The organism is Solirubrum puertoriconensis, assembly GCF_001483135.1.
GTDB lineage: Bacteria > Bacteroidota > Bacteroidia > Cytophagales > Hymenobacteraceae > Solirubrum > Solirubrum puertoriconensis.
Genome location: NZ_LNAL01000006.1, coordinates 865,662 through 890,440 on the forward strand (window position 1 = coordinate 865,662; position 24,779 = coordinate 890,440).

General features: G+C 59.7%; 20 protein-coding genes. 13 read left to right on the forward strand and 7 right to left on the reverse strand.

The window, feature by feature from the left end:
* Window positions 1-8 precede the first annotated feature (8 nt).
* A complete protein-coding gene (locus tag ASU33_RS08530) occupies window positions 9-560 on the forward strand; it encodes a DinB family protein (protein WP_059070184.1) in 552 nt (183 codons plus the stop codon).
* Window positions 561-663: 103 nt separating this feature from the next.
* On the opposite strand, the gene ASU33_RS08535 is transcribed toward ASU33_RS08530, so the two are convergent.
* Complete coding sequence (locus tag ASU33_RS08535) at window positions 664-1,764, reverse strand: lipase family protein (protein WP_059070185.1); 1,101 nt, start codon at window positions 1,762-1,764, stop codon at window positions 664-666.
* Window positions 1,765-2,036: 272 nt separating this feature from the next.
* Between ASU33_RS08535 and ASU33_RS08540 the strand changes: the two genes are divergently transcribed.
* The 6 genes from ASU33_RS08540 to msrB all read left to right on the forward strand — a co-directional run bounded on the left by ASU33_RS08540 (window position 2,037) and on the right by msrB (window position 8,440).
* Window positions 2,037-3,641, forward strand: coding sequence for a protein adenylyltransferase SelO (locus ASU33_RS08540; RefSeq protein WP_059070188.1), 1,605 nt, complete (start codon window positions 2,037-2,039; stop codon window positions 3,639-3,641).
* A gap of 473 nt (window positions 3,642-4,114) precedes the next feature.
* Window positions 4,115-4,954, forward strand: a complete 840-nt coding sequence (locus tag ASU33_RS08545; RefSeq protein ID WP_059070190.1) for a phytanoyl-CoA dioxygenase family protein — start codon at window positions 4,115-4,117, stop codon at window positions 4,952-4,954.
* 371 nt (window positions 4,955-5,325) lie between these two features.
* A complete protein-coding gene (locus ASU33_RS08550; protein WP_059070192.1) occupies window positions 5,326-6,324 on the forward strand; it encodes a glycoside hydrolase family 43 protein in 999 nt (332 codons plus the stop codon).
* A gap of 101 nt (window positions 6,325-6,425) precedes the next feature.
* Entirely contained in the window at window positions 6,426-6,560 is a 135-nt protein-coding gene (locus tag ASU33_RS21790; protein ID WP_286130441.1) for a hypothetical protein, read from the forward strand.
* A 69-nt stretch (window positions 6,561-6,629) separates the two neighbouring features.
* On the forward strand, window positions 6,630-7,958 hold the full coding sequence (locus ASU33_RS08555) for a protein kinase (protein WP_059070193.1): 1,329 nt from the start codon (window positions 6,630-6,632) through the stop codon (window positions 7,956-7,958).
* Between the two features lie 35 nt (window positions 7,959-7,993).
* Window positions 7,994-8,440 carry a peptide-methionine (R)-S-oxide reductase MsrB gene (gene msrB / locus ASU33_RS08560; protein WP_059070195.1) on the forward strand — a complete coding sequence of 149 codons (447 nt, stop codon included), beginning with the start codon at window positions 7,994-7,996 and terminating at the stop codon, window positions 8,438-8,440.
* Between the two features lie 55 nt (window positions 8,441-8,495).
* Here msrB and ASU33_RS08565 read toward each other — a convergent pair whose 3' ends face one another.
* Window positions 8,496-9,725, reverse strand: a complete 1,230-nt coding sequence (locus ASU33_RS08565) for a multidrug effflux MFS transporter (protein ID WP_059070197.1) — start codon at window positions 9,723-9,725, stop codon at window positions 8,496-8,498.
* 415 nt (window positions 9,726-10,140) lie between these two features.
* On the opposite strand from ASU33_RS08565, the gene uvrA reads away from it, so the two are divergent.
* On the forward strand, window positions 10,141-12,699 hold the full coding sequence (gene uvrA / locus ASU33_RS08570; RefSeq protein WP_059070199.1) for an excinuclease ABC subunit UvrA: 2,559 nt from the start codon (window positions 10,141-10,143) through the stop codon (window positions 12,697-12,699).
* A gap of 111 nt (window positions 12,700-12,810) precedes the next feature.
* Window positions 12,811-13,401, forward strand: coding sequence for a class I SAM-dependent methyltransferase (locus tag ASU33_RS08575; RefSeq protein ID WP_059070201.1), 591 nt, complete (start codon window positions 12,811-12,813; stop codon window positions 13,399-13,401).
* 287 nt (window positions 13,402-13,688) lie between these two features.
* On the opposite strand, the gene ASU33_RS08580 is transcribed toward ASU33_RS08575, so the two are convergent.
* Together ASU33_RS08580 and ASU33_RS08585 are read right to left on the reverse strand one after the other, a co-directional pair.
* Window positions 13,689-14,219, reverse strand: coding sequence for a DUF421 domain-containing protein (locus ASU33_RS08580; RefSeq protein ID WP_059070766.1), 531 nt, complete (start codon window positions 14,217-14,219; stop codon window positions 13,689-13,691).
* Between the two features lie 168 nt (window positions 14,220-14,387).
* Window positions 14,388-14,735, reverse strand: a complete 348-nt coding sequence (locus ASU33_RS08585; RefSeq protein ID WP_059070203.1) for an STAS domain-containing protein — start codon at window positions 14,733-14,735, stop codon at window positions 14,388-14,390.
* 389 nt (window positions 14,736-15,124) lie between these two features.
* On the opposite strand from ASU33_RS08585, the gene ASU33_RS08590 reads away from it, so the two are divergent.
* Window positions 15,125-15,940: an alpha/beta fold hydrolase gene (locus ASU33_RS08590; protein WP_059070205.1), complete on the forward strand. Its 816-nt coding sequence runs from the start codon at window positions 15,125-15,127 to the stop codon at window positions 15,938-15,940.
* Window positions 15,937-17,124 (forward strand): sensor histidine kinase, encoded by a 1,188-nt coding sequence (locus tag ASU33_RS08595; protein ID WP_059070208.1) that lies wholly within the window; start codon window positions 15,937-15,939, stop codon window positions 17,122-17,124. Before ASU33_RS08590 ends, ASU33_RS08595 begins: the two co-directional genes overlap by 4 nt.
* Window positions 17,125-17,617: 493 nt before the next feature.
* Here the strand turns inward: ASU33_RS08595 and ASU33_RS08600 are convergent, their stop codons facing one another.
* Both ASU33_RS08600 and ASU33_RS08605 read right to left on the reverse strand, forming a co-directional pair.
* On the reverse strand, window positions 17,618-20,164 hold the full coding sequence (locus tag ASU33_RS08600) for an alpha-amylase family glycosyl hydrolase (RefSeq protein ID WP_078062989.1): 2,547 nt from the start codon (window positions 20,162-20,164) through the stop codon (window positions 17,618-17,620).
* Between the two features lie 124 nt (window positions 20,165-20,288).
* Window positions 20,289-20,705, reverse strand: a complete 417-nt coding sequence (locus tag ASU33_RS08605) for an endonuclease domain-containing protein (protein ID WP_059070212.1) — start codon at window positions 20,703-20,705, stop codon at window positions 20,289-20,291.
* A 408-nt stretch (window positions 20,706-21,113) separates the two neighbouring features.
* Here ASU33_RS08605 and ASU33_RS08610 point away from each other — a divergent pair, with 408 nt between their 5' ends.
* On the forward strand, window positions 21,114-22,895 hold the full coding sequence (locus ASU33_RS08610; protein WP_286130442.1) for a DUF885 domain-containing protein: 1,782 nt from the start codon (window positions 21,114-21,116) through the stop codon (window positions 22,893-22,895).
* A 360-nt stretch (window positions 22,896-23,255) separates the two neighbouring features.
* Window positions 23,256-24,143, forward strand: coding sequence for a hypothetical protein (locus tag ASU33_RS21230; RefSeq protein ID WP_149867115.1), 888 nt, complete (start codon window positions 23,256-23,258; stop codon window positions 24,141-24,143).
* 128 nt (window positions 24,144-24,271) lie between these two features.
* Here the strand turns inward: ASU33_RS21230 and ASU33_RS08615 are convergent, their stop codons facing one another.
* On the reverse strand, window positions 24,272-24,703 hold the full coding sequence (locus ASU33_RS08615) for a DUF3592 domain-containing protein (RefSeq protein ID WP_059070214.1): 432 nt from the start codon (window positions 24,701-24,703) through the stop codon (window positions 24,272-24,274).
* Window positions 24,704-24,779: the final 76 nt, after the last annotated feature.

Consider the following 24,779-nt stretch of genomic DNA (forward strand, 5'->3'; position numbering starts at 1 on the left):
TGGCGCCCATGAACTACCGCACCATCCGCCCCGCCGCTACCGAGTACGGCGCCTACTACCAGCGTTACATCAGCCTAATTCCGGACGGTACCGACCCGTTGCAGCAGCTGCGCAACCAGCAAACCGAGCTGAAGCAAATGATTGGCACCCTCACCGACGAGCAGGCCTTGCTGCGCTACGCGCCCGGCAAGTGGAGCATCAAGGAAACGCTGCTGCACGTTATCGATACGGAGCGCATTTTTGCTTATCGCGCCCTGCGCGTAGGCCGCGGCGACAAGCAGCCGTTGCCCGGTTTCGAGCAAGACGAATACGTGGTAACCTCCGGTGCCGATGCCCGCTCGCTCGCCAGCTTACTAGCCGAGTACGACGCCGTGCGCGCCGCCACCCTGGGCCTGTTCGAGTCGTTTGGCCCAGAGGCTTACGAACAGAAGGGCACAGCCAGCAACCAGCCCGTAACGGTGCGCGCCTTGGCCTACATTACCGCCGGCCACGAGGCCCACCACCTGCAGCTGTGGCGCGAGCGTAGCCTGCCGTTGCTGCAACAAACAGCACACAGTTAGTATTAAAGGTGTTGATGCTCAAGCCACGCCACGCTGGTGCCCTAGGTTGCTTGCCTTGCGCGGCTTGCTTGCCGTTGTCAGCAACCACGGCAGCACCCCTGACCTAGGGCAATTTTTCAGCTAGGTACATATACGGCAAGAACAAGTGGTGCCCGAATATGCGCTTGGGGTCGTCGGGGAAGCGGCGGTAATACTCGGCGGTGGGCTGCAGCACCACCGGCCGGCCCGTGCGCACGTAGTTATTGCTGGCGTAGTAGGTGCCCGGTTGGTATTCGGGCAACGTTTTGCGCACTTGCCGCGAGGCAAACGTGCCTAGGTAGCGCTGGTAGTTGCGCTGGGCCTTGCGCGTGGGCTTATCGAGCTGCCGGTACACGTAGCCCAGCGCGAGTCGCTTGGGCAGGGTTTGCTTACGAATGATGCCGCGGGCACCCACAAACGGATTGGTGGGGTTGAAGTCGGTGAGGGTTTGAATGGAAATGGGCGTTTCTGGCACCCAGTCGGCGGCGTTTACCACGTTGAAGCCCCAGCCGCCATCGGGGCCGTGGGTTTGCGCCTCGTACTCGTAGGCGTACTGCAAGTTGCCGGGTTTGGGCGCGGCGCTGCAGTAAGTTTTCAGGCGAACATCGGCGGGCAGCTCGCCGCGGCTTTGCAGGTTGCGCAGGTGCGAGGTAAGCAGGTAGGCAATGGCTCCGCCTTGGCTGTGCCCCAGCACCACCACGTCTTTGGAACCGCGGCGGTAGCACGAGTCGATTTTGCTCACGATGTCGTCGGCCATCGAGGCCATGCCCAGCAGCCAGCCCGCGTGCACTGCCGCCTGCGGGTGCCGGGCCAGTTCGTACCGAAACGCGCGCTCTTTGCTGAGCCGCAGCTCGCCTTTGGCGGGCAGCATGGCCGCGTAAAAGTTTTCGAGCCAGCTCTCGTTGTTTTGGGTAGTGCCCCGCAGGCTTACCACCACCATGCCGCGGCCGTTGCTCCACAGGTCCCAGCGGTTATCGAGGCCCACCACGGGCGAGCGGTAAACCCGCCGGAACTGCTTGGGCGCGGCCACGCCGGCGTAGTACACCGAGTCGCCCGCTTGCCGCGACGACACCCGCAGCAGCTCGATGTACTCAGCTTTATCAAAACCGGGTTGCAGGCGCTGCCCTAGGGTAGAGTAGGCGGGTAGCGCAAACAAGCAGCACATGAGCGGGAGCAAACGTTTCATGGAGCACAAGAGTAACAGCGTAATGCAATCATTACCCGCACCACGGCAATAGGTTTGCGCGCAGCTGCCCTAGGTGCCTTGCAGCCTGTTGCAACAGTCGAGCAATGCCCAGTGGGTAACCCGTTGTAGGTCAGGCAACAGCTGGTGTTTCGGCTCCTAGGTACGACTTACCAAGCACCCATTGCCGTAAATGAATCCTGAGCAGCGACCGTGTGTTGCCGACATTGCGGCGTCAAACCTAGGGCGGCCGCTTACTCCTTGCGCTTTTCTGTATGTCAGCAAATAGGTTTTCCATTGATCAGGCCACCTTCGAAAACTCCTTGGTTGAGGAGTTGCGCGGCGAGGCCACATTTGATAAACAGCCGCGCCAGGTGCCCGGCTTTGCTTACTCGCGCGTGCAGCCCACGCCCGTACCCGATCCGCACCTGCTGGCTTGGTCCGATGACCTAGCCTGGTACCTAGGGCTCGAGAAGCCCGCCGAACGCGGCCCTGCCGTGGAGGTGCTGGCCGGCAACCGCGTAACCGAAACCATGAAGCCTTTTGCCGCCCGCTACGGCGGCCACCAGTTTGGCAGTTGGGCCGGGCAGTTGGGCGACGGGCGCGCTATTTCGCTGGGCGAGCTGCGCGCCACCGACGGCACCACCTGGGAAATTCAGCTGAAAGGCGCTGGCATGACGCCGTACTCGCGCCGCGCCGATGGCCGCGCCGTGCTGCGCTCCTCCCTACGCGAGTTTTTGTGCAGCGAGGCCATGCACTACCTGGGCGTGCCCACCACCCGCGCCCTTAGCCTGGTAGGCACTGGCGCCAAAGTGGTGCGCGACATGTTCTACAACGGCAATCCGCAGGAGGAGCCCGGCGCCATTGTGGCCCGCGTAGCGCCTACGTTTGTGCGCTTCGGCAACTTCCAGATTTTTGCGGCCAACGGCGAGATGGACAACCTGCGCGAACTGGCCGATTACGTCATTCGCCGGTACTACCCCGAGCTGGGCGAGCCGTCGCCGGAGGTGTACCTGCGCTGGTTTGCGGAGGTGAGCCGCCGCACTGCCGTCATGATTGCGCACTGGATGTCGGTGGGCTTCGTGCACGGCGTGATGAACACCGATAACATGTCCATTCTGGGCCTGACCATCGACTACGGCCCTTACGGCTGGCTCGAGCCTTACGAACCCGACTGGACGCCCAACACCACCGACTTCAGCTACCGCCGCTACGCCTTCGGGCAGCAGCCCCAAGTGGCCCTCTGGAACCTGGTGCAGCTGGCCCGCGCCATTGCCCCCCTCGTAGCCGACCCCGAGCAGCTGCGCCCCGGCCTCGACCTCTACGGCACTACCTTGGCCGAAACCATGCAGGCCATGATGCTGCGCAAGCTCGGCCTCACAACTCACGAAACCGCCGACGATCAGCAGCTGATCGAGGATATGCACCAGGTTTTGGTTGATGCCGTGATGGACATGACGCTGTTCTTCCGCAACCTCTCGCACCTGGCCCCCAAGCTGCTGCACGATGCCGCCAACGAAGAAACCCAGCTGCTCGAGTTTGTAGAAGCCAACTCCTACGCCCAACCCGGTTACGCCGGCCATATCGTGCTGGTGCAGTGGCTGCAACGCTACCTAAAACGCTTGCGCCAAGAGCCGATTACACCCGAGGCCATTCGCGAAAGCATGTTGGCGGCCAATCCCAAGTATGTACTGCGTAATTACTTGGCGCAGAAGGCTATCGAAGCCGCCGAAACCGGCGACCTATCGGTGCTGAGCCGCTTGATGGAAGTGCTGAAAACGCCCTACGCCGAGCAGCCCGAGCACGACGACCTGGCCGCCATGCGCCCCGATTGGGCAGCCTCCAAGCCCGGCTGCGCTACGCTTTCGTGCAGCTCCTAAGGCACCGTTCCCTTAGCTGTCATTGCGATGAGGTACGACATTCCGCGCATCGAGCGGCGGCAATCGGTCCTCTCGCGGCATAACTCCTTGGTGAGCAGCAACCGAAAACCAAGTAGCGCGGACTTTGTAGTCCGCGTCCCCGGATAGTAACTCTAATCAGCTGAACGCTTGAGAATACTATCCGGGGACGCGGACTACAAAGTCCGCGCTACATTGTTCTGCGGCGCCCTAGGTCGGTTGCGCTAAGTGCTACCTGAACGGTTGTGCCCTGCTCAGGACCGATTGCCGCCGCTCGATGCGCGGAATGTCGTGCCTCTTCGCGATGACAGTGGCGGGAATGGTCGGTGCTAAGCTCCACTGTTGCCACCCATTGCCGCCCAATTTCGTTATCAGCAGAGAAGCTTGCTGCCTCTTTGCCCTGCAACTAGTGCAGCCACCTAGGGCGCAAGCATCGGCCACCAAACACCAGGAGTATGATAGCAGAGGAGCGTAAAACCCAAACCAGCTACGACATAGCCCAAATCATGGGCGGCCTGTACGGCGACGGCATCATTGGCCTGAAGGGTGCTTTCAGCCGTGAGTGGGCGCAGCAGCTAGGCGAAGACATTGCCGTGCTGTACCAAGATGCCCTGAAGCGCCCGGGCGGCGCCATAGGGCGCGGGCCCAAGCGCCACTATGTCGAAATTCACCCGGAAGGCATCCGCGGCTTTGTGGAGCTGTGCACGCACCCGTGGGTGGTGGCTGTGTGCGAAGCGGTGCTTGGGCCCGAGTACAAAATCGTGGAAATCGGCTTTGATGTGCCCAACCCCGGCGCCGTACACCAACCTTGGCACCGCGACTTTCCGGCCCCCGACGACACTATTGTGGGCCGGCGCCTCAACTCCTTGGCTTTCAATCTTACCACCGTCGACGTTACGCCCGATATGGGGCCGTTTGAGGTGGCGCCGGGCACCCAGTGGGACTTGCCCGACGGTTTCGAGCACGGCATGTTTCCGCCTAGGTCGTTGTACCCGCGCTACGAGGAAAGAGCACAGCAAAAAATGCCGCAGATGGGCGACATCTCGGCCCGCTCGGCGCTTACCATCCACCGCGGCACAGCCAACATCTCCAATACGCCGCGCCCGGCATTGGTACTAGGCGTAGATGCCCCCACCGCCAACAACGCCGAGCGCCACGATCTGCAAGTAACGCGCGCCTACTACGAAGCCCTTCCCGAAAGCCTGCGCCAGCACCTAACCTGCCGCGTAGTTGATAAGCTCGAGCCCATCGTGCAAGCGCATACTATCGAAGGGCTGATGATGGGCGAAGCTTAGCGTATGTGTGAGCTACTAGAGCTGCTAATAGCTAAGGCCAGGTGCTAGTTCCCCTCCTCCTCTGAGGAGGGGTGCCCGAAGGGCGGGGTGGTTGATGGTCGTTGGGCTGACGCTGGAACGATTACCCTAGGTCAAATAGAACGTCATGCAGAGCAAAGCGAGACATCTCGCCGGATAGTGATTACTACCTGCCATCAGCACGCGAGATGCTTGGCTCCGCTGACCTTCGGTTCGGCTCACGCCTTTGCATGACGTTCAATGAGGAGTGCAACGAAGCGGTAGAGATGCTTCGGCGGGGCTCAGCATGACCGTTCCAATATCCTTACGCAAACAGCATCAGCTCAACCTACATTCTACCCAAAACCCACCTCATGCACACGCCTGACGACCACATTTACCAGGAGGCGCACCTGGCCCCCATGACGGTAGATGAAATAAACGTGATGACGGCCCGGGCGCGGGCACAGCCGCCCAGCGGCGACCAAACCCACGTGCTGGTGCCCGATGGCGAAGATCCGTGGGTGATTTCGCACGAAAATCAGCTGTACTACTGCACCGTCGATCGGCTGAAGCAGAAGATCCTGATCAGCCGGTTTTCGCGGCTCGCGGAAATGGCTACTGCCGAGTTGGTGCAGGTGTGGCCCGGCAACCACGGCGCCGTGCCCGAGTACCGCGAAATTTGGGCACCCGAGCTGCAGCGCATCAACGGCAAATGGTACATCTACTTTGCGCTTTACAATGCCCGCAACGGCGAAGAACGGCTCTACGCCCTTGAAAGCCTCACCGACGACGCCCTAGGTGAGTACGCGTTCCGGGGCAAGCTGGAGGTGCCCACCGACCGTTGGGCCATCGACGGCACGGTGCTGCAGCTCGAGGGCGAAATGTACTTCCTGTGGTCGGGGTGGGAGGGGTTCAGCAACACCAGCCAGAACATCTACATCGCCCGCATGAGCAACCCCTGCACCATTGCTTCGGACCGGGTGTGCATCTCGAGGCCCGAGCATGATTGGGAAAAGCAGGGCTATCCGCACGTAAACGAGGGGCCGCAGGTGCTGCAGCATGCAGGGCGCACGTTCATCATCTACTCCGCCAGCGGCAGCTGGACGGACGATTACTGCCTTGGCCAACTTACCTACCTAGGCGGCTACCCGCTCGAGCCCTCGTCATGGCGCAAGGAGCCGCAGCCGGTGTTCTCGAAAACCGATACCATCTTCGGGCCGGGCCACGCTTCGTTTGTGGTGATTGACGGGCAGCACTACATCATCTACCACGCCGCGCGCAGCAGCCAGGCCGGCTGGGCGCGGCAAATCAGGGCCAAGCCGTTTGAGTGGCACCCCGATGGCTCGCCCAACTTTGGGCGGCCTTTGTAGGTTAGCAGGCAATAAGTTGCGCCGCGTGCACCGGCCACCCGCCCGGCCCAGCGCACGTATGTATGCTTAATCAACCTCTCTGAACCCGTTCGCCCGCTGGTATGAAGTTTCCCGGATTAAAGCGTCGACCCCTCCGCGACGAATCGCCCGATGACAAATACATCAAGTGGGGGTGGTACATGATGGGCCTGCTCGCCGCGGCCTGGGTTATCTACAGCTTGTTCTTCGAGAAGTAAGCGCCTAGGTGGCCGCCGCCCGATGGGTTGCTGGCAAGATATGCTCCGCCTATTGCCGACCTTTGCGGCATGCATACCCTCGAACAGCTGCGCACGGGGCAACTGGCTGGCGCTACCCGGCTCGATTTATCGTGTGGCCTCACCGAGTTTCCGCGCGAGATTTTTGACCTAGCCGACACACTCGAAATCCTCAACCTGTCGGGCAATGCCTTGTCGGCGCTGCCCGCCGACCTAGGGCGCCTGCACCGGCTGCGCATCCTGTTCTGCTCCGACAACCAATTTACCGCCGTGCCCGAGGTGCTGGGCCAGTGCCCGCAGCTGAGCATGGTGGGCTTCAAGGCCAACCGCATCCGTACGCTGCCGGCTGCCGCCTTGCCGCCGCAGCTGCGTTGGCTGATTCTGACCGACAACGAGCTGGAGGAGCTGCCCGCGGAAATCGGCAATTGCACCCAGCTGCAAAAGCTGATGCTGGCCGGCAACCGCCTGCGGCACCTGCCCGAAACCCTCGCCCAATGCACTGGCTTGGAGCTGCTGCGCATTGCCGCCAACCGCTTCGAGGCCTTGCCCGAGTGGCTGTTGCAGATGCCCCGGCTTGCGTGGCTGGCCTACGCCGGCAACCCCTTCGCCGACCGCATTGAGGAGGCAGCCGTGGCCCGGCGCCCCATCGTCGGCATCGATTGGGCCACGTTGCAGCTCGAGCAGCAACTGGGCGAAGGCGCTTCGGGCATCATCCACCGGGCGCGTTGGCAGCCCGAGCTGCCTGCGCCCCAGGCCGAAGTAGCCGTGAAGCTGTTCAAAGGCGCCGTTACGAGCGACGGGCTGCCGCACAGCGAAATGGCCGCCTGCATCAGCGCCGGGGCGCATCCCAACCTGATTGCCGTGGCCGGTAAAATTCAGCAGCACCCCGCCGGTGCCGAAGGGCTGGTTTTGCAGCTCATCGAGCCAAGGTTTGGCAACCTGGCCGGGCCGCCCAGCTTTGCCACCTGCACCCGCGATGTGTACGCTGCCGGCACCCGCTTCTCGTTGCCCGAGGTGCTGCGCATCGCCCTAGGTATTGCTTCGGCGGTGCGGCACTTGCACAGCCGCGGCATCTTGCACGGCGACTTATACGCCCACAACATTTTGGTAGCCGAAGGCGGCGAATGCCTGCTCGGCGACTTTGGCGCCGCCTGCTTTTTCGACCCCTCCGACGAAGCCACTGCCCAAGCGCTACAGCAGGTAGAGGCCCGCGCATTTGGCTGCCTGCTAGAGGAGCTGCTGGAACGTTGCCCCGATTCCAACCACACCGAGGTACTGCAGAACCTAGGTGCTTTGCAGCAGCGCTGCGTGCAGCCCGCGGTAACTAGCCGGCCGCTATTTGCCGAAATAGAGCAAACCCTGGCCGGGTTGCAGGGATAGGGCTACGCGTGCGGTTTTAAGCCGTATTGTGCAGTATGCTTCGTTGGTCCGACGTTATTAAGTACGCCAAATACAGCAACCCCGAGCCGCCGCGGCGGGTGGAGAAAACCGATGCCGAGTGGCGCGCGCAACTTACGCCGGCGCAGTACCACATTGCCCGCGAAAAAGGCACCGAGCCGCCCTACCGCAACGCGTATTGCCGCTCCTATGAGCCGGGCGTGTACGTGTGCATCGGCTGCGGCAGCCGGCTGTTCGATTCGGCTACCAAGTACCACGCTATTTCGGGGTGGCCCAGCTTCACGCAGCCCGCTGCCAAAAACGCCGTCAAATACGCCTTCGACGACAGCCACCACATGCAGCGCATGGAGGTGCGCTGCAACGTGTGCGATTGTCACCTAGGGCACGTATTCCCCGATGGGCCGGAGCCACACGGGTTACGTTACTGTATCAACTCGGAGTGTATGCGTAGGGTAGATGAATAGAAGCGAAGCACACCCAGTGCTTCTCAGCGGAGTCTTAATAAACGACACCTAGGGCTTAATGCACCGGCTCAGCCACCGCGGCCTCGGCCGTAGCGGGCATGGGCGTAACATTGCGACGGCCCACCAGCAAAATCAGCAAGGCAACTACCGAGGTTACCATCATGATGGCCACCATGGGCACGGCCGTGTGGTTGTTGAACACGCTAACGGCCGCCGAGGCCATAGCGCCAATGCCCATCCGAATGGCGCCCATCAGTGAGGAGGCGCTGCCGGCGTTTTGGCTGAACGGGGCCAACGACAAAGCCGCCGTGTTGGGGCTGCTGAAACCCAGGCAGCACAGAAAAACGAAGAGCAGCGCGATGGTGCCGTAGAGGCCGATCAGTCCGTTTACCGTGAGCACCAAAAACACCACGCTGGTAGCTACCTGGCAGCACAACGCGCCATACACCAGTTGCTCGCTCCGGAAGCGGCGCAGCAGCACGCTGTTTACCTGGCTGGCGCCAATGAGGCCAATGGATAGGAAGGCGAAAATCCAGCCGTACACTTTGCTGTCGACGCCGAATATATCCATGAACACCAGCGGCGAATCGGCCACGTACACGAACAACCCGCAGAACGACAACGCCCCCGTGAAGGTGTAGGTGTAGAAGCTGGGGTCGCGCAGCACCCGCCAAAAATTGGTGAGGATGGGCCTGGGTTTCAGCGACAAATTGGGATTGGGCTGGTACGACTCGGGCAACCACAACAAGCAAGCGAGCAGCAGCGCCACGCCCATGAGGGCAAGCGTGCCGAAGACCCCTTGCCAACCAAATGCCGCCGTAACGTAGCCGCCCACGGTAGGCGCCAGCATGGGCGAGAGGCCCACCACCAGCAGCAGCAAGGCAAACACCTTGGCGGTATCCTGCACCGGAAACAGGTCGCGCACCATGGCCATGCAGGCTACCGCTGCCGCGCAGCTGCCCACCGCCTGAAAAAAGCGCAAGGCGATAAGCGAATCGATGGAGTGAACGGCGGCGCAGGCAATGGAGCTGATGATGTACACCGCCAAGCCAATGTAAAGCGGCTTTTTGCGCCCGAACCGGTCGAGGAGCGGCCCATAGAGCAGCTGCCCCGCCGAAATGCCGATAAAGTAGCTCGAAAGCGACAGCGCTACCCGGGCGGGCGTGGTCTGCAAATCCTTGGCAATGGCCGGGAAGCCCGGCAGGTACATATCAATAGTGAACGGACCTAGGGCAGAGAGGCTGCCCAGGATGAGGATAAGCGAAAAGTATCGTTGCTTCGTCATGGAGAAAGTACCTAGGAAAATGCCGGCGGCACTTTGGGCGGGGTAAGCCGAAACGGATGCTGCACCAAGAAATGCCTGGGGCAAAAAGGCCGGCTAGGTGGGTGGCAGAATAAGCCGGTGGGAGAGGGGCAAGCGGTGCGGCGCCTCAATCAACCAGCTGCTACCTGCGCGTTGCCGGTGCAAAGTAACGGCATTGCGCGAGGATGGATGCGCACCTGCAGGTGAATTGTAGGTAACCTTTTGCCACACGCCCGAGCTTGTGGCTGCGTGTACAGCGCCGCATCAAGCCGCGCAAATGGGCCTAATCCCGTAGCCACGCACAGCCTTGGCAAGCAGCTGTTCCAGCTAATCGGGGCCGTAGCTACGTATGAGTGCGGTGTTGGCCATTGCCTAGCTTTGGCCGCGCATCAGACACATGGCACAACACACCCCACCTGCTTCGGCAGCTCCTGATTTCACCGGCTTCGTGCACGTGCGCGGCGCCCGTGAGCACAACCTCAAAAACGTAGACCTCGAGATTCCGCGCGATGCGCTGGTGGTGTTTACCGGCGTGTCGGGCTCGGGTAAATCGTCGCTGGCATTTGGTACGCTCTACGCCGAGGCGCAGCGCCGCTACCTCGAGTCGGTGTCGCCGTACGCGCGGCGGCTGTTCCACCAAATGGCCGTGCCCGAGGTCGATAGCATCGATGGTTTGCCGCCCGCCGTGGCCCTGCAGCAGCAGCGCGGCACACCCACCACGCGCTCCTCGGTGGGCTCAGTGACCACGCTTTCCAACCTGCTACGCATGCTGTACTCGCGCGCCGGCGACTACCCCACCGGGCAGGGCATCATCTACGCCGAAGCGTTTTCATCGAACACGCCCGAGGGGGCTTGCCCCACCTGCCACGGCCTGGGTCGGATTTACGAGGTAACGGAGCAGAGCATGGTGCCCGACCCCTCGCTGACCATCCGCGAGCGGGCCATTGCCGCGTGGCCGCAAGCCTGGGGCGGGCAAAACCAGCGCGACATTCTCGTGACCCTAGGTTACGATGTCGACATTCCGTGGCAGGAGCTGCCGCAGGAGCAGCGCGACTGGATATTGTTTACCGAGGAACAGCCCGTGGTGCCCGTGTACCCCGGCTACTCGCCCGCCGAAACCCAACGCGCCCTCAAGCGCAAGGAGCCGCCCAACTACATGGGCACCTTCAGCAGCGCCCGGCGCCACGTGCTGCATACCTTCGCTAACACCCAAAGCCCCCTCATGAAAAAGCGGGCTTTGCAATACATGCTCAGCACCGAGTGCCCCTTGTGCCACGGCAAGCGCCTGCGGCCCGAGTCGTTGTCGGTTACGTTTGCCGGGCTCGATATTGCCGAGATGGCCGCGCTGCCGCTCAAGCGCGTGGCGGCCTTGCTGCAGCCATTTGCCGAGGGCACCGCCAAAGGCCGCAAACGCCACGATGCCGAGCACCCCGAACAGGCCATTGTGGCCCAACGCATCGCCCACGACTTGGTGGCGCGCCTGCGGGTGCTGCTCGACCTAGGGCTGGGCTACCTTTCCCTGGAGCGCAGCACACCCACGTTGTCGCCGGGCGAGCTGCAGCGCCTGCGGCTGGCCACGCAACTGTACTCCAACCTATTCGGGGTGGTGTACGTGCTTGATGAGCCTTCCGCCGGCCTGCATCCCTCCGACACCGAGGCTCTGCTCAAAGCCCTCCACAGCCTCAAGCAAGCCGGCAACTCGCTGTTCGTAGTCGAGCACAACCTCGACGTAATTCGGCAGGCCGATTGGCTGGTGGATGTGGGCCCCGCCGCGGGCGAAAAGGGCGGCGAGGTGCTCTACAGCGGTGCTCCGGCTGGCCTGGCACAAGTGCAGGCTTCGCAAACGCGCCGCTACCTGTTTGCCGAAACCGACAGTCGGGCACCTAGGGCGCCACGCACCTCGGCGGGGTGGCTGCAGCTAGCGGGCATCACGCGCAACAACCTGCAAGCGCTTGATGTGGCTATACCGCTCGGCGTGATGACGACCGTAACGGGCGTGTCGGGCTCAGGCAAATCGAGCTTGGTAAGCCAAGTGCTGGTGGAGCTGGTGGCCGAGCACCTAGGGCAGGAGGTAGAGGCCGAAGAAGAGCAGGAAGGCGACCCGCTGGAGCGTACGGCCCCCGTAACCACCGGCGGCCGCATCGTCAGCGGCCTCGAGCACATCAGGCGCCTGGTGCGCGTCGATCAGAAACCCATTGGCCGCACGCCGCGCTCCAACATGGCCACGTACACCGGCCTGTTCGACCACGTGCGCAAGCTTTTTGCCGCCACACCCGCGGCCCGCAAGCGCCGCTACGATGCCGGCCGGTTTTCCTTCAACGTTGCCAAAGGCCGCTGCGAAAATTGCCAGGGCGAAGGCTTCGTGATGGTGGAGCTGCTGTTTTTGCCGAGCGTGTACGCGCCGTGCCCCGTTTGCCACGGCGCCCGCTACAACGCCAAAACCCTCGAAATAACTTACCGCGACAAGAACATAGCCGAGGTGCTGGGCCTGACGGTGGACGCCGCTTGGGAGTTTTTCGACGAGGAGCCCGCCGTGCACCGCGCGCTTACCGTGCTGCGCGAAGTAGGCCTGGGCTACCTGCGCCTGGGGCAGCCGGCCACCGAGCTTTCGGGCGGCGAGGCGCAGCGCATTAAGCTGGCCACGGAGCTGCAGCGCCAAGGCCGCGGCAACACCCTGTACGTGCTCGATGAACCCACCACCGGCCTGCACCCCTCCGATGTGGAGAAGCTGCTGGTGCAGCTCGAGGGCCTGGTAGAAGCCGGCAACACCGTGGTGGTAGTGGAGCACGACATGCGCGTGGTAGCCGGCAGCGACTGGGTTATTGACATGGGCCCCGGTGCCGGCGACGAAGGCGGGCACGTGGTAGCTGCCGGCCCGCCCGCCGAGGTAGCCCGGCACAAGCAAAGCCGCACGGCGCCGTACCTGCGGCGGTTTTTGGGCTCGGCCAGAGCCTAGGTACGTGTCGGCAGCAGGCAGGCGAATAGCTCGGCTTTGCGCCAACCAATGCTACCTAGGGCAATACCCGCCGTACAATTAGCAACCATCCGCATCAAATTTTGTAGGCCTATGGGCTCGTTTCTCGAAGAATTTATCCGCAACCCGGCCACGGTGGGCTCAATGGTGCCCAGCTCGCGCGAGCTAACCGAGCAGGTTATGGCCCCCATCGATTTTGCTACTGCCAACTGCATTGTGGAGTACGGCCCCGGCACGGGGGTATTTACCGAGGCCCTGCTGAAACGCCGGCGCCCCGAAACCGTGGTGGTGCTGGTTGAGGTAAACCGCCGCTTCAGCGAATTGCTGCGCCAGCGCTACGCCCAGCACGAAAACGTGCACGTCGTTCACGGCTCGGCCGATAAAACTGCCGAGTACCTGCAGCCGCTGGGGGTTAAGCAAGTCGATTGTGTGGTGTGCGGCCTGCCGTTCTCGTCGCTCTCGCGGCGCTTGGGCTGGCGCATTCTGGAGCATACCCAGCAACTGCTCGAGCCCGACGGCAAGCTGGTGCTGTTTCAGTACTCCATGCGCAACAAGCGCTTGTTTGAGCGGTTTTTCCGGCCGGTTAGCCACGAGCACGTGCTCCTGAACCTGCCCCCGGCGCACGTGCTGGTGTACGCACCCGCGCCGGCCGGCCGCAAGCAACAGCCGGCACAAGCTGCCTAGGTGCTTTACTCGGGCCTACGTATTGGTACCTAGGGCAAGGCAGGCGGCACAAAATACGTACGCCAAATTACCGGCATCGCGCAGCCCAAATCCCGTAGTTACCGGCCCTACTCGCTGCTCCCACCAACGTTTAAGCTAGTGTGGTTCGGCGCCTTAATGCGGCAACTCGCGTAGTTTCTGGTGTGGTACTACGTGTGGCGCCGAATCAATTAAAAACGCCCCCTCGGCAGACGGCCGGAGGGGCGTTTTGTTTTTTGGGTTACTGAATTTAAGGTTCTGTCAATCAGTCAGAAGACCTTCTTCTCTTCGGCGGCTTGGGCGGGTTTTTCATCTTCGCAAATAATGCTGATGCGCCCTGAGGGCTCCATGTAGGCTTCGCGTATGGTCGTTAAATCGGCAATGCCGTTGGCGCGCACTTCGCTCATCAGCTCGCTGTGCGTGATGAGCTCCTTGCGCATGTTTTCGCGCAGCATCACGCCGTCTTTTACCAGCAGCAGTTTGCCGGGCTTCAGCAGCCGCTGAAACATAGGAAAGTGAAAGCCCAACCAGTTGAGCACGTAGCTCCAAGCAATGATGGTGACTACCAGAATCAGGCCCTCCGTAACGGAGGTGTAATCGTGGGTCATGCCGTTCTGCGAGGCGTCGGCAATCAGCACCACCAGCAGCATGTCGCTGATGCCCAGCGTACCCGATTCGCGCTTCAGAATTACGCGCATCAGCAAAAACAACCCGAGGTAAATAAGGGTACCCCGAACGAAGATTTCCAGGATGGGTATTTTCGGCACGAACATGCTGTGCCAATCTACCTGCTCGAACATGGCGTAGCGGTTAGGTTCGACGTAAGCTCCACCAAGGCCAACCAAGGCGACCAGCATTGTACGCAACTCGCAGCCCAAGCAGCCAACGCCGCATAACAAACAGGCCTGGCCGATGTTTCGGCCAGGCCCTAGGTAATTACCGACGTGGTCAGTAAGGGTACGGGCAGCCTACCCAGCCGAGCTGAGCTTGGGCGCCTCGTGCTCGGCATGTAAGTGAAACACAGCATCGAGCTTCAGCAGCTGCAGGCACCTGCGAAGGGCCGGGCTGGCGTTGCGCAGCCACACATCGGCGCCCGATTGGCGCAGCACCAGCAGTTCCGATACCACGTGGCTTACGCCAAGGGTGCGCAGGCACTGCAAGTTGGCGGCATCAACTAACAGCAAGGGGCGCGGCTCTTGCGCGCAGCGCTCCAGCGCCCGCACCACCTGTACGGCGGGTACCGCGTCCAGATCAACCGACGCAATGTTGGAGGCATTCTGCCGGTTGGGCAGGAATTCCTGTTGAATGATTCTCATGGCCGGGGAAGGGTTTTGGTTGTTCGCAACGAAAGAGGATTTGCTCTCGCGGGTCGCTTTGCGCTCTAGCTTCGATCAGGTTCTTATTTGCAAAGCTACGGCACTGAAAATGAGGATGTAAGCGTTTAAATGCTGAAAATCAAGGTGCGTGTTTGCTCTTTCTGCCCTGGGTATTTATGCCGAAACCATCTGCAAAGCACGGGCGCGGCGGCCAGTATGTGGGCTTACCGCATACCCCTGCCTGCGCAGCCAGTATAAACCCGCAATACAGGGCAGGCGCATGGGGCAGAATCTTTGTAAGTGCTACATTAGAGAGGCGAAATGACTGCAAAAGGTCGATAGCACGGCCTTCTTGCCTGCAATAAGCCTTGGGCTAGTGTCACAACGATATGGAAGTTCTTAAGCGCAACAACGTTACGGTATCGGGTGCTGCTGATAAGCAACCTATGGTGTTCGTGCACGGCTTCGGCTGCGACCAGCGCATGTGGCGGCTGGTGGCGCCGGCTTTCGAGGCCGACTACCGCGTGGTGCTGCTCGATTTGGTAGGAGCGGGGCAATCGGACCTGAGCGCTTACGACCCCGAGCGCTACCGCACTCTCGACGGCCACGCCCTCGATGTGCTTGCGGTTATCGAGGCGCTTGGCCTGCGCGAAGTAGTGTTTGTAGGCCATTCGGTTAGCGCCATGATTGGGGTGCTGGCGGCTAACAAGCAGCCCGAACGGTTTGCCCGTTTGGTGCTGGTGGGGCCTTCGCCGCGCTACATCAACGACCATGGCTACCAAGGCGGCTTCGAGCGGGCCGATATCGAGGAGCTGCTCGAGGCCATGGACAGCAACTACCTGGGCTGGTCGGGGGCAATTACGCCGGTCATCATGGGCAACCCCGAGCGGCCCGAGCTAACCGAGGAGCTTAACGACAGCTTTTGCAGCACCGACCCCGAAATTGCCCGCCACTTCGCCCGCGTCACATTCCTGTCGGATAACCGCGCCGATTTACCCAGGGTGCAGGTGCCCACGCTCATTTTGCAGAGTGCCCACGATGCCATAGCCCCCCGCACGGTAGGCAGCTACATGCAGCAGCACATACCCAGCAGCCAACTGGTACTGCTCGATACCTCGGGCCATTGCCCGCACCTAAGCGCCCCGGAGGCTACCATCGCCGTCATTGAAAATTATTTGGCTGCCGAGCGTATGCATTTGGTATGAGCCAACCCGACGACGAGCTGCCCGAGCTGGACTTGCGCCTGACGCAGGAAAATCTCGACGACTTATACGAGAATGCTCCCTGCGGCTATTGCTCGTGCCTGCCCGATGGTACGCTGGTCAAGCTCAACCACACATTGCTGCATTGGCTGGGTTATACCCGGCCCGAGCTGGTGGCCAGCCAAGGCTTGCAGCAGCTGCTCACGGTGGGCAGCCGGCTGCACTACGAAACCCACTGCGCGCCCATGTTGCTGCTGCTCGATCGGGTACGCGAAATCAGTTACACGCTGCGGTGCAAAAACGGTGCAACGCTGCCCGTGCTCATGAACGCCGAGCTACGTCGCGATTCCGACGGGAACCCCTTGGTGCTGCGCTTTACTTTTTTCGACATCACGGAGCGGCGCAAGTACGAGCAGGAGCTGCTGCGCGCCAAAGCCCAGGCCGAAGAACAGCGCGAGCAGCTGGCCCGCGCCAACGAGCTGCTAACCACCAAAAACGAACAGCTCACGCGCATCAACGCCGACCTCGACAGCTTTGTGTACACCGCCTCGCACGACCTCAAGCAGCCCATCAACAACATGGCGGGCTTGTTTGGCGAGCTGAAACGCGTGGCCTCCTTCCACGACCCCGAGGCCGAGCCCATGATGCAGATGTTTGAGGACGCGCTGCAGCAAATTTTAGCTACCATTAGCGGCCTTAGCGAGGTAGTACAGCTCCAACGCCAGCTGGAGCGCGTGCCCGCCGAAGAAATTGTGCTGCAGCCCGTGTGCGAAGAAATCATCCGCAGCCTGCAGCGCTCCGACGAAGTAGCGGCCCAGTTCAGCCTCGACTTTGCCGCCGCGCCCACCTTGCGTATGGCCCGCCCCGGCCTGCACAGCATGCTCTACAACCTGCTGAGCAACGCCATCAAATACGCCCACCCCGAGCGCCCGCCCCGCGTGCACCTAAGCACCCAACCCAACGGCGACCAAGTAGTGCTGCGCGTGCAGGATAACGGCCGCGGCATCAACCTGCAGCGCCATGGCCACGAGCTATTCCAGCTTTTCCGCCGCTTCCACCCCGAGGTAGTTGGCTCGGGCATGGGCCTGTACCTGGTAAACCGCTTGGTGCACCAAGCCGGCGGCCACGTCGAAGTTGATAGCACCGTAGGCGAAGGCACCACCTTCCGCATCTACCTACCTAGGTAGATCAGAGGTAACAAAACCAACACCCGGGCTACGGCTAGCTACAAGCTAAACCCAGCCGTGGATAAGGCTATAAAAAAACTAGTTCCCCTCCTTCTAAGGAGGGGCTAGGGGTGGTTGATTGGCCGCTTGAACTTTCTCCCTAGGCCGTCCTGCTGAGCATGCCGACGCCTCGTTGCGCGGTGTAGCGCGGACTTTGTAGTCCGCAGCCCGCAGATACATTTCTCAATCGTTCAGTTGATAAGAAGTTACTATCTGTGGACGCGGACTACAAAGTCCGCGCTGCAGTAGCGCCGTTCGTTCTGGCAAATGCGGACTGAACTGAAAGTCGGCGTAGCCAAGTCCGTGCTACACCGCGCAACGAGGCGGAGGTGAGGCGTCGGCGGAGCTCAGCAGGACGTTTAAACGTAATTATTAACCTCAAAAAGAAAACAGCCCCAGCTTCAGATCGCAACCGGGGCTGTTCGCTCAAAATCAACCTAGGGAAAAGCGCCAATTAGTGCGCCACCACCAGTCGTTGCACCGAAACCGCGGTACCCGACTGCACCCGCAGCAAATAAGTGCCGTTGGCCCAGGCGTTGGTATCCAGCTGATAGCCGTTGCCGTTGAACGATACAGTTTGCACCAAACGGCCCTGCAGATCATACACGCGCAACTGCGTTTCGCCGGTGGGCTTGCCGGGCAGCTCCAAGCGTACTGCCTGGCTTGCCGGGTTGGGGTACAACCTAGGGCTGAAATCAGCTTTACCAGCCCTTACCGGTGTAGGCTGAGCTGGTGACAGACGCAGCACCCACGTTTGGTTCGCGCCCAAAGCAGGCAGCCCCACGCGCCAGTTGCTAAAGCCACCCTGTGCATCGAGGGTAACCATGCCCGCTGCTTGCCCTGTAAGCAAATCGGTAACCTGGTAATTGCCCGCCGCCAGCGTGGAAAGTTGCACCGAAAGCGCCGTGTTGCTGGCGGCCGCGCTGCCCAGGTTGGCTACCGTCAGCACCGCCTCTTGGTTGTGCACGCGAGCATAGCCCAGCACCGAGCTGGCCGAAGCCGTAACCGGCAGCAAATAGCCCTTGCGCAGCGCCTCGTGAGTATTGCGCAGCCGAATGAGCTGCTTGTAGTGGTTGAGCAACGAACCGGCATCGGCCTGCTGCGTGGCCACGTTGAACTGCGCGTAATTGCTGTTGAGGCTGCGCCACGGCGTGCCGCCGGTAAAGCCTGCGTTCGAGCCGGCCGTCCACTGCATGGGCTTGCGCTTTTCCTCGTCGGCGCCGGCACCGAGCATGCCTACCTCTTCGCCGTAGTACAGGAAGGGCACGCCGGGCATGGTGAGGTACAAGGCGGCTGCCTGCTTCATGCGGGCCATGCCGCCACCTAGGGTGCCAAGCACGCGGTTCTGGTCGTGGTTGCTCAGGAAGGTGGCGTACTGCAGCTTGGGGTAGCTACGGTCGACCAGCTCCAGCTGCGTGCGCAACGCGGCCGGGTTGCCGCTGCTCAGGCTGCTGATAATGGCTCCCTGCAAATCAAACTCAAAGCAGGCATCGAGGCGGTTGTTCACCACGTAAGGCACCACTTGCGGCGTGGTCGACCACGCCTCGCCCACGGTAAAAGCCGCCTGGTTTACGGCCCGCACCGAGTCGTGAAATTCCTCCAGTACCCCAAAGGTTTCGGGCGTGTTTTCGATGGTGCTGCCGTTTTCCACCAAGTACTTCACGGCATCGAGGCGGTAGCCATCCACGCCCTTCTTCAGCCAAAAACGTGAGGCATCCCACATGGCCGCGCGCAGCTGGGCGTTGCGCCAGTTCAGGTCGGGCATGCCGCTCCAGAAGTAAGCGTAGTAGTAGCTGCCGTTGGCGGCGTGCCAGCCCAGGCCGGGGTTGGTGGCCGACCACCGGAACCAGTCGCGGTAGGGGCTGCTGGCGCTGTTGGCCGCCTGCCGGAACCAGGGGTGCTCGTTGGAGGAGTGGTTCAGCACCAGGTCGATAATGACCTTGATGCCACGGGCGTGGGCAGCGGCCAAAAACGCCTCAAACTCGGCCATGGTGCCGTAGTCGGGCTCGGTGGCTTTGTAGTTGGTTACGTCGTAGCCGTGGTAGCTCGGCGACTCCATCATGGGCATCAGCCAAATGCCCGTAATGCCCAGGTCGGTGGTGGTATTGGGGTTGCCGTCGTTCAGGTAATCGAGCTTCTGCGTAAGGCCGGCAAAGTCGCCCTTGCCATCGGCGTTCGAGTCGTAGAAGCTGCGCACAAAGATTTCGTAGAACACGGCGTCGTTCCACCAGTGGGTGGTGTAGCCGGTGGGCGAGGCTCCACAATCCTGGCAGGTGCCGAAGCACGCAGGCGGAATGGTGTTTACGGCGGCCGTAGCATCAAAAACGCGGGCCAAAGTGCCGGTGCCATCATCAATGCCGCAGGCGGCGGGCACCTGCTCGGCACCGGCCAGCGTAGCGCCGTTCACGAAACGGTACTGAAAACGCATAGGAGCCGGCAGGGCTACCTGCGCTTCGTAAATACCGTCGCCGTTGTTATCGGTTAGCGGTATGCTGGTGGGGTCCCAGTTGGTGCTGTAGCCCGCCAGCGTCTGAAAGTTGCCCACCACGTGCACGCCGGCCCGCGTTACGGTTTGGCCGCGCATGTTCACCTGAAATTGCACCAGCGTGGCGCACCCACTGAATGGCACCGCCGGCAGCCGGTAGGCCGTGCTACCTAGGGAAACCTGGCGGTTGACGTTGCCCGAACCATCGGCCACGCCGCAGGCCGCGCTGGGCTGCTCGGCGCCGCTCCAGCTGTTGCCGTTCACAAACTTGTAGAGGTACTGGCCCGCGGGCACGTCAACGGTAGCCTCGTAAATCTGGTCGTTGTCAGCGTCGGTGAGGCGGGTAGTGGCGGGGTTCCAGTCGGAGCCAAAACCTGCCGCCGCCTGAAAGTTACCGGCCACGTGCACGCCGCTCGCGGCCACGGTTTGCCCGCGCATATTCACGCGGAAAGTAAGCTGCACCGCCTGCGCCCAAAGGCCATGCAGGAGCAGCAAAAGGAGTAAACAGTATTTCATCAGCCGCCTAGGTCAGGAGTAAGTCAACAAAGATAAGAGCCTGCTTGGGGCAGCCCTCGGTAAAATGATGCTCCTTGACCTAGGGTTAAGGTTAGAACCAGGAGCTAAGCGCTAGTTCCCCTCCTCAGATGAATTCCGCGCCTGGAGCGGCGTGGGCTAGGGGTGGTTGATGCTCGTTGCTAACAAACACAGCCTCAATAGCCGCCAATACATTCTCCACCTGATGCATCACCGTTGCATTCTCGAACCGCAACACGCGCAGCCCCAAGCCCTGCAGGTAAGCCGTACGGGCCACATCATGCGCTTCACCGCTCACAGTGAAATGCCCGGCCCCGTCCAGCTCTACCACCAGCTGTTCAGCGGGGCAGTAGAAATCGACGATGTACGGCCCTATGCTGTGCTGGCGCCGGAACTTGCGCCCTCGCAGCTGGCTGTTGCGCAGGCAGCGCCACAGAGTAGCCTCGGCAGGGGTAGCGTTGTTCCGCAGGTCGCGGCGGTGTTGCTTTCGATGAGGTAGGTTATGCAGATGTTCGGTAGCCATAGTTTGCTTATAGTTAGAGCTAAACAGCGAAGGAGCTAGCGACTAGTTCCCCTCCTCAGATGAGGAGGGGTTAGGGGTGGTTGAAAGCTAGCGTTAAGAGCTAGGCTAAACGTCGTTCATACGTCAGGGTCAACCACCCCTAACCCCTCCTCATCTGAGGAGGGGAACTAGCTTTATCCTTATACTTAATTTACCCTAACCTTAGCCTTCATCATAGCTTGCCATGCCTGCAGACTTAACTCTAGGTTCAACCCTAACCTTAATCCTAGCAGCAACCTTAGCTCTAGCCCTAGCCTGTAGCTCTTACCCCTAGGTCATCAACCCAACCAAAGCGCCAACACAGCTGTGCGTTCATCGCCTAAACCGCGTTACATTTAGGCTCCTCCACACTACAGCATTTCCACCTCCGTGAAGCACCTTTTCCTGTCGGCTGCGTTGGCCACTGCCTTGCTTGGTACGCTGATGAGCCACCGCGCCGCGCCCGTGGCGGCCGATTCGCCGCAGCTGGCGAGCATGTTCGAGAAGTACTGGGACGAGCGCGCCCAGCTGTTCCCGCTCGAAGCCACCGCGCAGGGCGACAACCGCTACAACGATCTGCTGCCCAACGACGGCACCCAGGCCTACCGCGAAGCCCAGCGCCAGTTCTTTCAGCAGTACCTCGACGAGCTGAAGAAGTTCGACCGGGCCAAGCTCTCCACGGTCGACCAGGTGAGCTACGACATCTTCCGCTACGAAATGCAAATGCGCCTCGAGGGCCTGAAGCAGCTCTCCTGGATGATGCCCTTCTCGCAGTTCAACGGCCTGCCTATTTCGCTGGCGCAGTACGGCGCGGGCACCGGCAACCAGCCCTTCAAAACCACTCAGGACTACGACAACTGGCTCGGCCGCGTGCGCGCCTACCCCGTGTGGGCCGATACCGCCATCAGCAACATGCGCCGCGGCATGCGCGCCGGCGTGGTGCTGCCCAGGCCCTTGGTCGAGAAGATGCTGCCCCAGCTGCAGGCCATGGTTACTGCCGATGCCAGCAAGAGCATCTTCTACGGGCCCGTAACCAAGTTTCCGGCCGCGGTTTCGGCCGCCGATCAGCAGCGCCTCACGGCCGCCTACCAGCAGGCCATCAGCCAGCAGGTGGTGCCCACCTACCAAAAGCTGCACGACTTCCTGAAAAACGAGTACCTGCCCAAGGCCCGCACCACCACCGGCATTTCGGCGGTGCCCGGCGGCGAGGGCATGTACCGCTACGCCGTGAAGTACTGGACCACCACCGACCGCACCCCCGACCAGATTTACCAAACCGGCCTTGCCGAGGTAAAGCGCATTCGGCAGGAGATGGAGAAGATCAAAAACGAGGTGGGCTTCAAGGGCGACCTGCAGGCCTTCTTCACCTACCTGAACACCGACCCCAAGTTCATGCCCTTCAAAACGCCCGAAGAAGTGCTGAACGTGTACCGCGGCATTCAGGCCCGGATTGATCCGAACCTGAAGAAGATGTTTGGCCGCGTGCCCAAAACCGGCTTCGAGGTGCGCCAGACGGAAGCCTTCCGGGCGGCCACTGCCTCGGCGCAGTACAACCGCGGCCTGCCCGACGGCTCGCGCCCCGGCATCTTCTACGTGCCCATCGTGGATGCTACCAAGTACAACGTAACGCGCGGCATGGATGCGCTTTTCCTGCACGAAGCCATACCCGGCCACCACTACCAAATTTCCCTGCAGCAGGAAAACACCGCCCTGCCCAAGTTCCGTCGCTTCAACGGGTACAGCGCCTTTAGCGAAGGCTGGGCCCTGTACGTGGAGAGCCTCGGCCAAGACCTAGGCGTGTACACCGACCCCTACCAGCGCATGGGTGCCCTGAACACCGAAATGCACCGCGCCATCCGGCTGGTGGTGGATGTGGGCATGCACCACAAAGGCATGACGCGCGAACAGGCCATTCAGTACATGCGCGAAAACCGCTCCATCGACGAGCAGGGCGCCACGGCCGAAATCGAGCGGTACATGGCCATGCCCGGCCAGGCGCTTTCCTACAAAACCGGCCAGATGCACATCCTCGGCCTGCGCAGCAAGTACCAAAAGCAGCTCGGCCCGAAGTTCAAGCTCAGCGCCTTCCACGACGAGCTGCTGGCCAACGCCGCCATGCCCCTAGCCATTGCCGAAAAGACGATGGATGCTTGGGCGGCGCGGCAGAGGTAAATGGTTAGATACAAATTGTTTATGAACCTAATAGTCAGCGTAATGCTAATGTTGCGCTGACTATTTGGTTCATATTACTTTGAGTTAATTCTTCAATGGTTTTACATTTTATCAGTATGTCAGAGCAGAGGTTCTGATGCTTGAGTTATGGTGAATTGGATATTTGATGATAAGATTAGAACTGATATGAGCTTTGCGCAGCACTTGGATGATACATATGACTTCTATGACAGAACTGCTCTGCCTGAGTTTGCCTCGATAAGAGAGACTATAAACTTATAGTTTAATGATTATCCGGATAGTGAAAAGTTTGAGTTAAGCAGACGGTTTCGAAAGACCTTCTCTTCTGCTTTCTTTGAATTGTTTATCTGTCAAATATTCAAAAAGCAAGGCTTTGATTTAGTGCCTCATCCAATAGTTAAAGGAACATCAAAAAGGCCAGACTTCCTGGCTGTGAAAAACGATTTTGAATTTTATATTGAGGTTAAAGAAGCTAATTACGTTACCGAAAGTGAAGTAGCTTCATCGAAGAGAGAAAGCGCTATTCTTGATGCAATCAATAGGCTAATTATTTCTGACTTTTGGTTGGTCATAAAAGAACTTACAATAAAGAGTGCAGCTCAGCCAAGTGGAAAGAGTATAGCTCGTGCAATCAAACTAAAGATTGAAGAATTCGCTTCTGGCTGTTTGCCTATGCCAATGAATAGCAAAGAAAACGATGAGCTTGGTTCTGTTATTGGTGATATTGTTATAGATAATGATGATGTACGTGTTGTAATAGATTTACTGCCTCAGTCCAAAAAGGCTATCAAAGGTGAAGGGTCAATTGGAGTTTACCCAATGCAGACTTTTTGGGGTGGTCCAGAGGATTCAATTCGGACATCTATCAGGAAGAAAGCAACTCGATATGGAGAGTTGGATAAACCTTATTTAATATGTATTAATGCCTTAAGTACAAAAGGTGTTTCAAGAGAAGGAGTTGAATTTGCTCTACTTGGTTCTCCAACAGTTATCTACTCGGCTGATCCAGGAGCATGTGAAGGAAAGTGGAAATTTGAGAAGGATGGAGTCTTTCTATCTGCCAGAGGTCCTCAATTAACCAGAGAGAGTGGTGTGCTGGTTACAAATGTGTTCCCTTCTAACATTCATGTGGCTCCACATTGGTTTTATAAACATCCATTTGCTAGAAACGAGTTATACTTTTCAGAATTCGACTTAAGCTACCATCATCTCGTAGGAAGTTATTGACAACATGTGCCAGGAATTAGCTTGAATGACATAATAAATAGATAGTCATTGTTTGGTAGTACTATCATTTGGAGTACATGTTTATTAGGTAGTGTTTTGATAATGGGGTGTCTTATAAGTTTATATGACTATAAGAACCAAGCTGAAACACTAAATAATATTGCTGCAGCACCAACTAACATGAAGCTTAAGAGCCAATCCTCTACTTTCTCTTTGTGTGCCACCAATCGAAATTCCTGCGGCTTATCTACTAGATATCGCAGCATCAATCGTTGGTCTATTTGCCATTGTGTAAGGCTGCTAGATTCATAATGAACTGTCATCACAACTTCTTCTAGCGTCACAAACTGGATCAAGGGCTGGTAGCCAATTGGCTCGTGTGAATCGGGATACTCCTCGTCTCTAATTGGAATTAGGGAAATCACTCTGCCTTCAGCTTCTTCGCCGTGCTGCATGATGAAGCGCGTTAGGCGGTACTCATTTAATGCCCAAAAGAAAACGATAGCGCCGACTACAATGGCAATAATTTGGACTATCAGAGTATCATCAAACTGAATCATAGATGTGGAAGCCTCCTAAGTGCTGTTAGAGGTTCAGGGCTTTTTTAGCCCACGAGCTCCTGTATGGTGGAAGTTT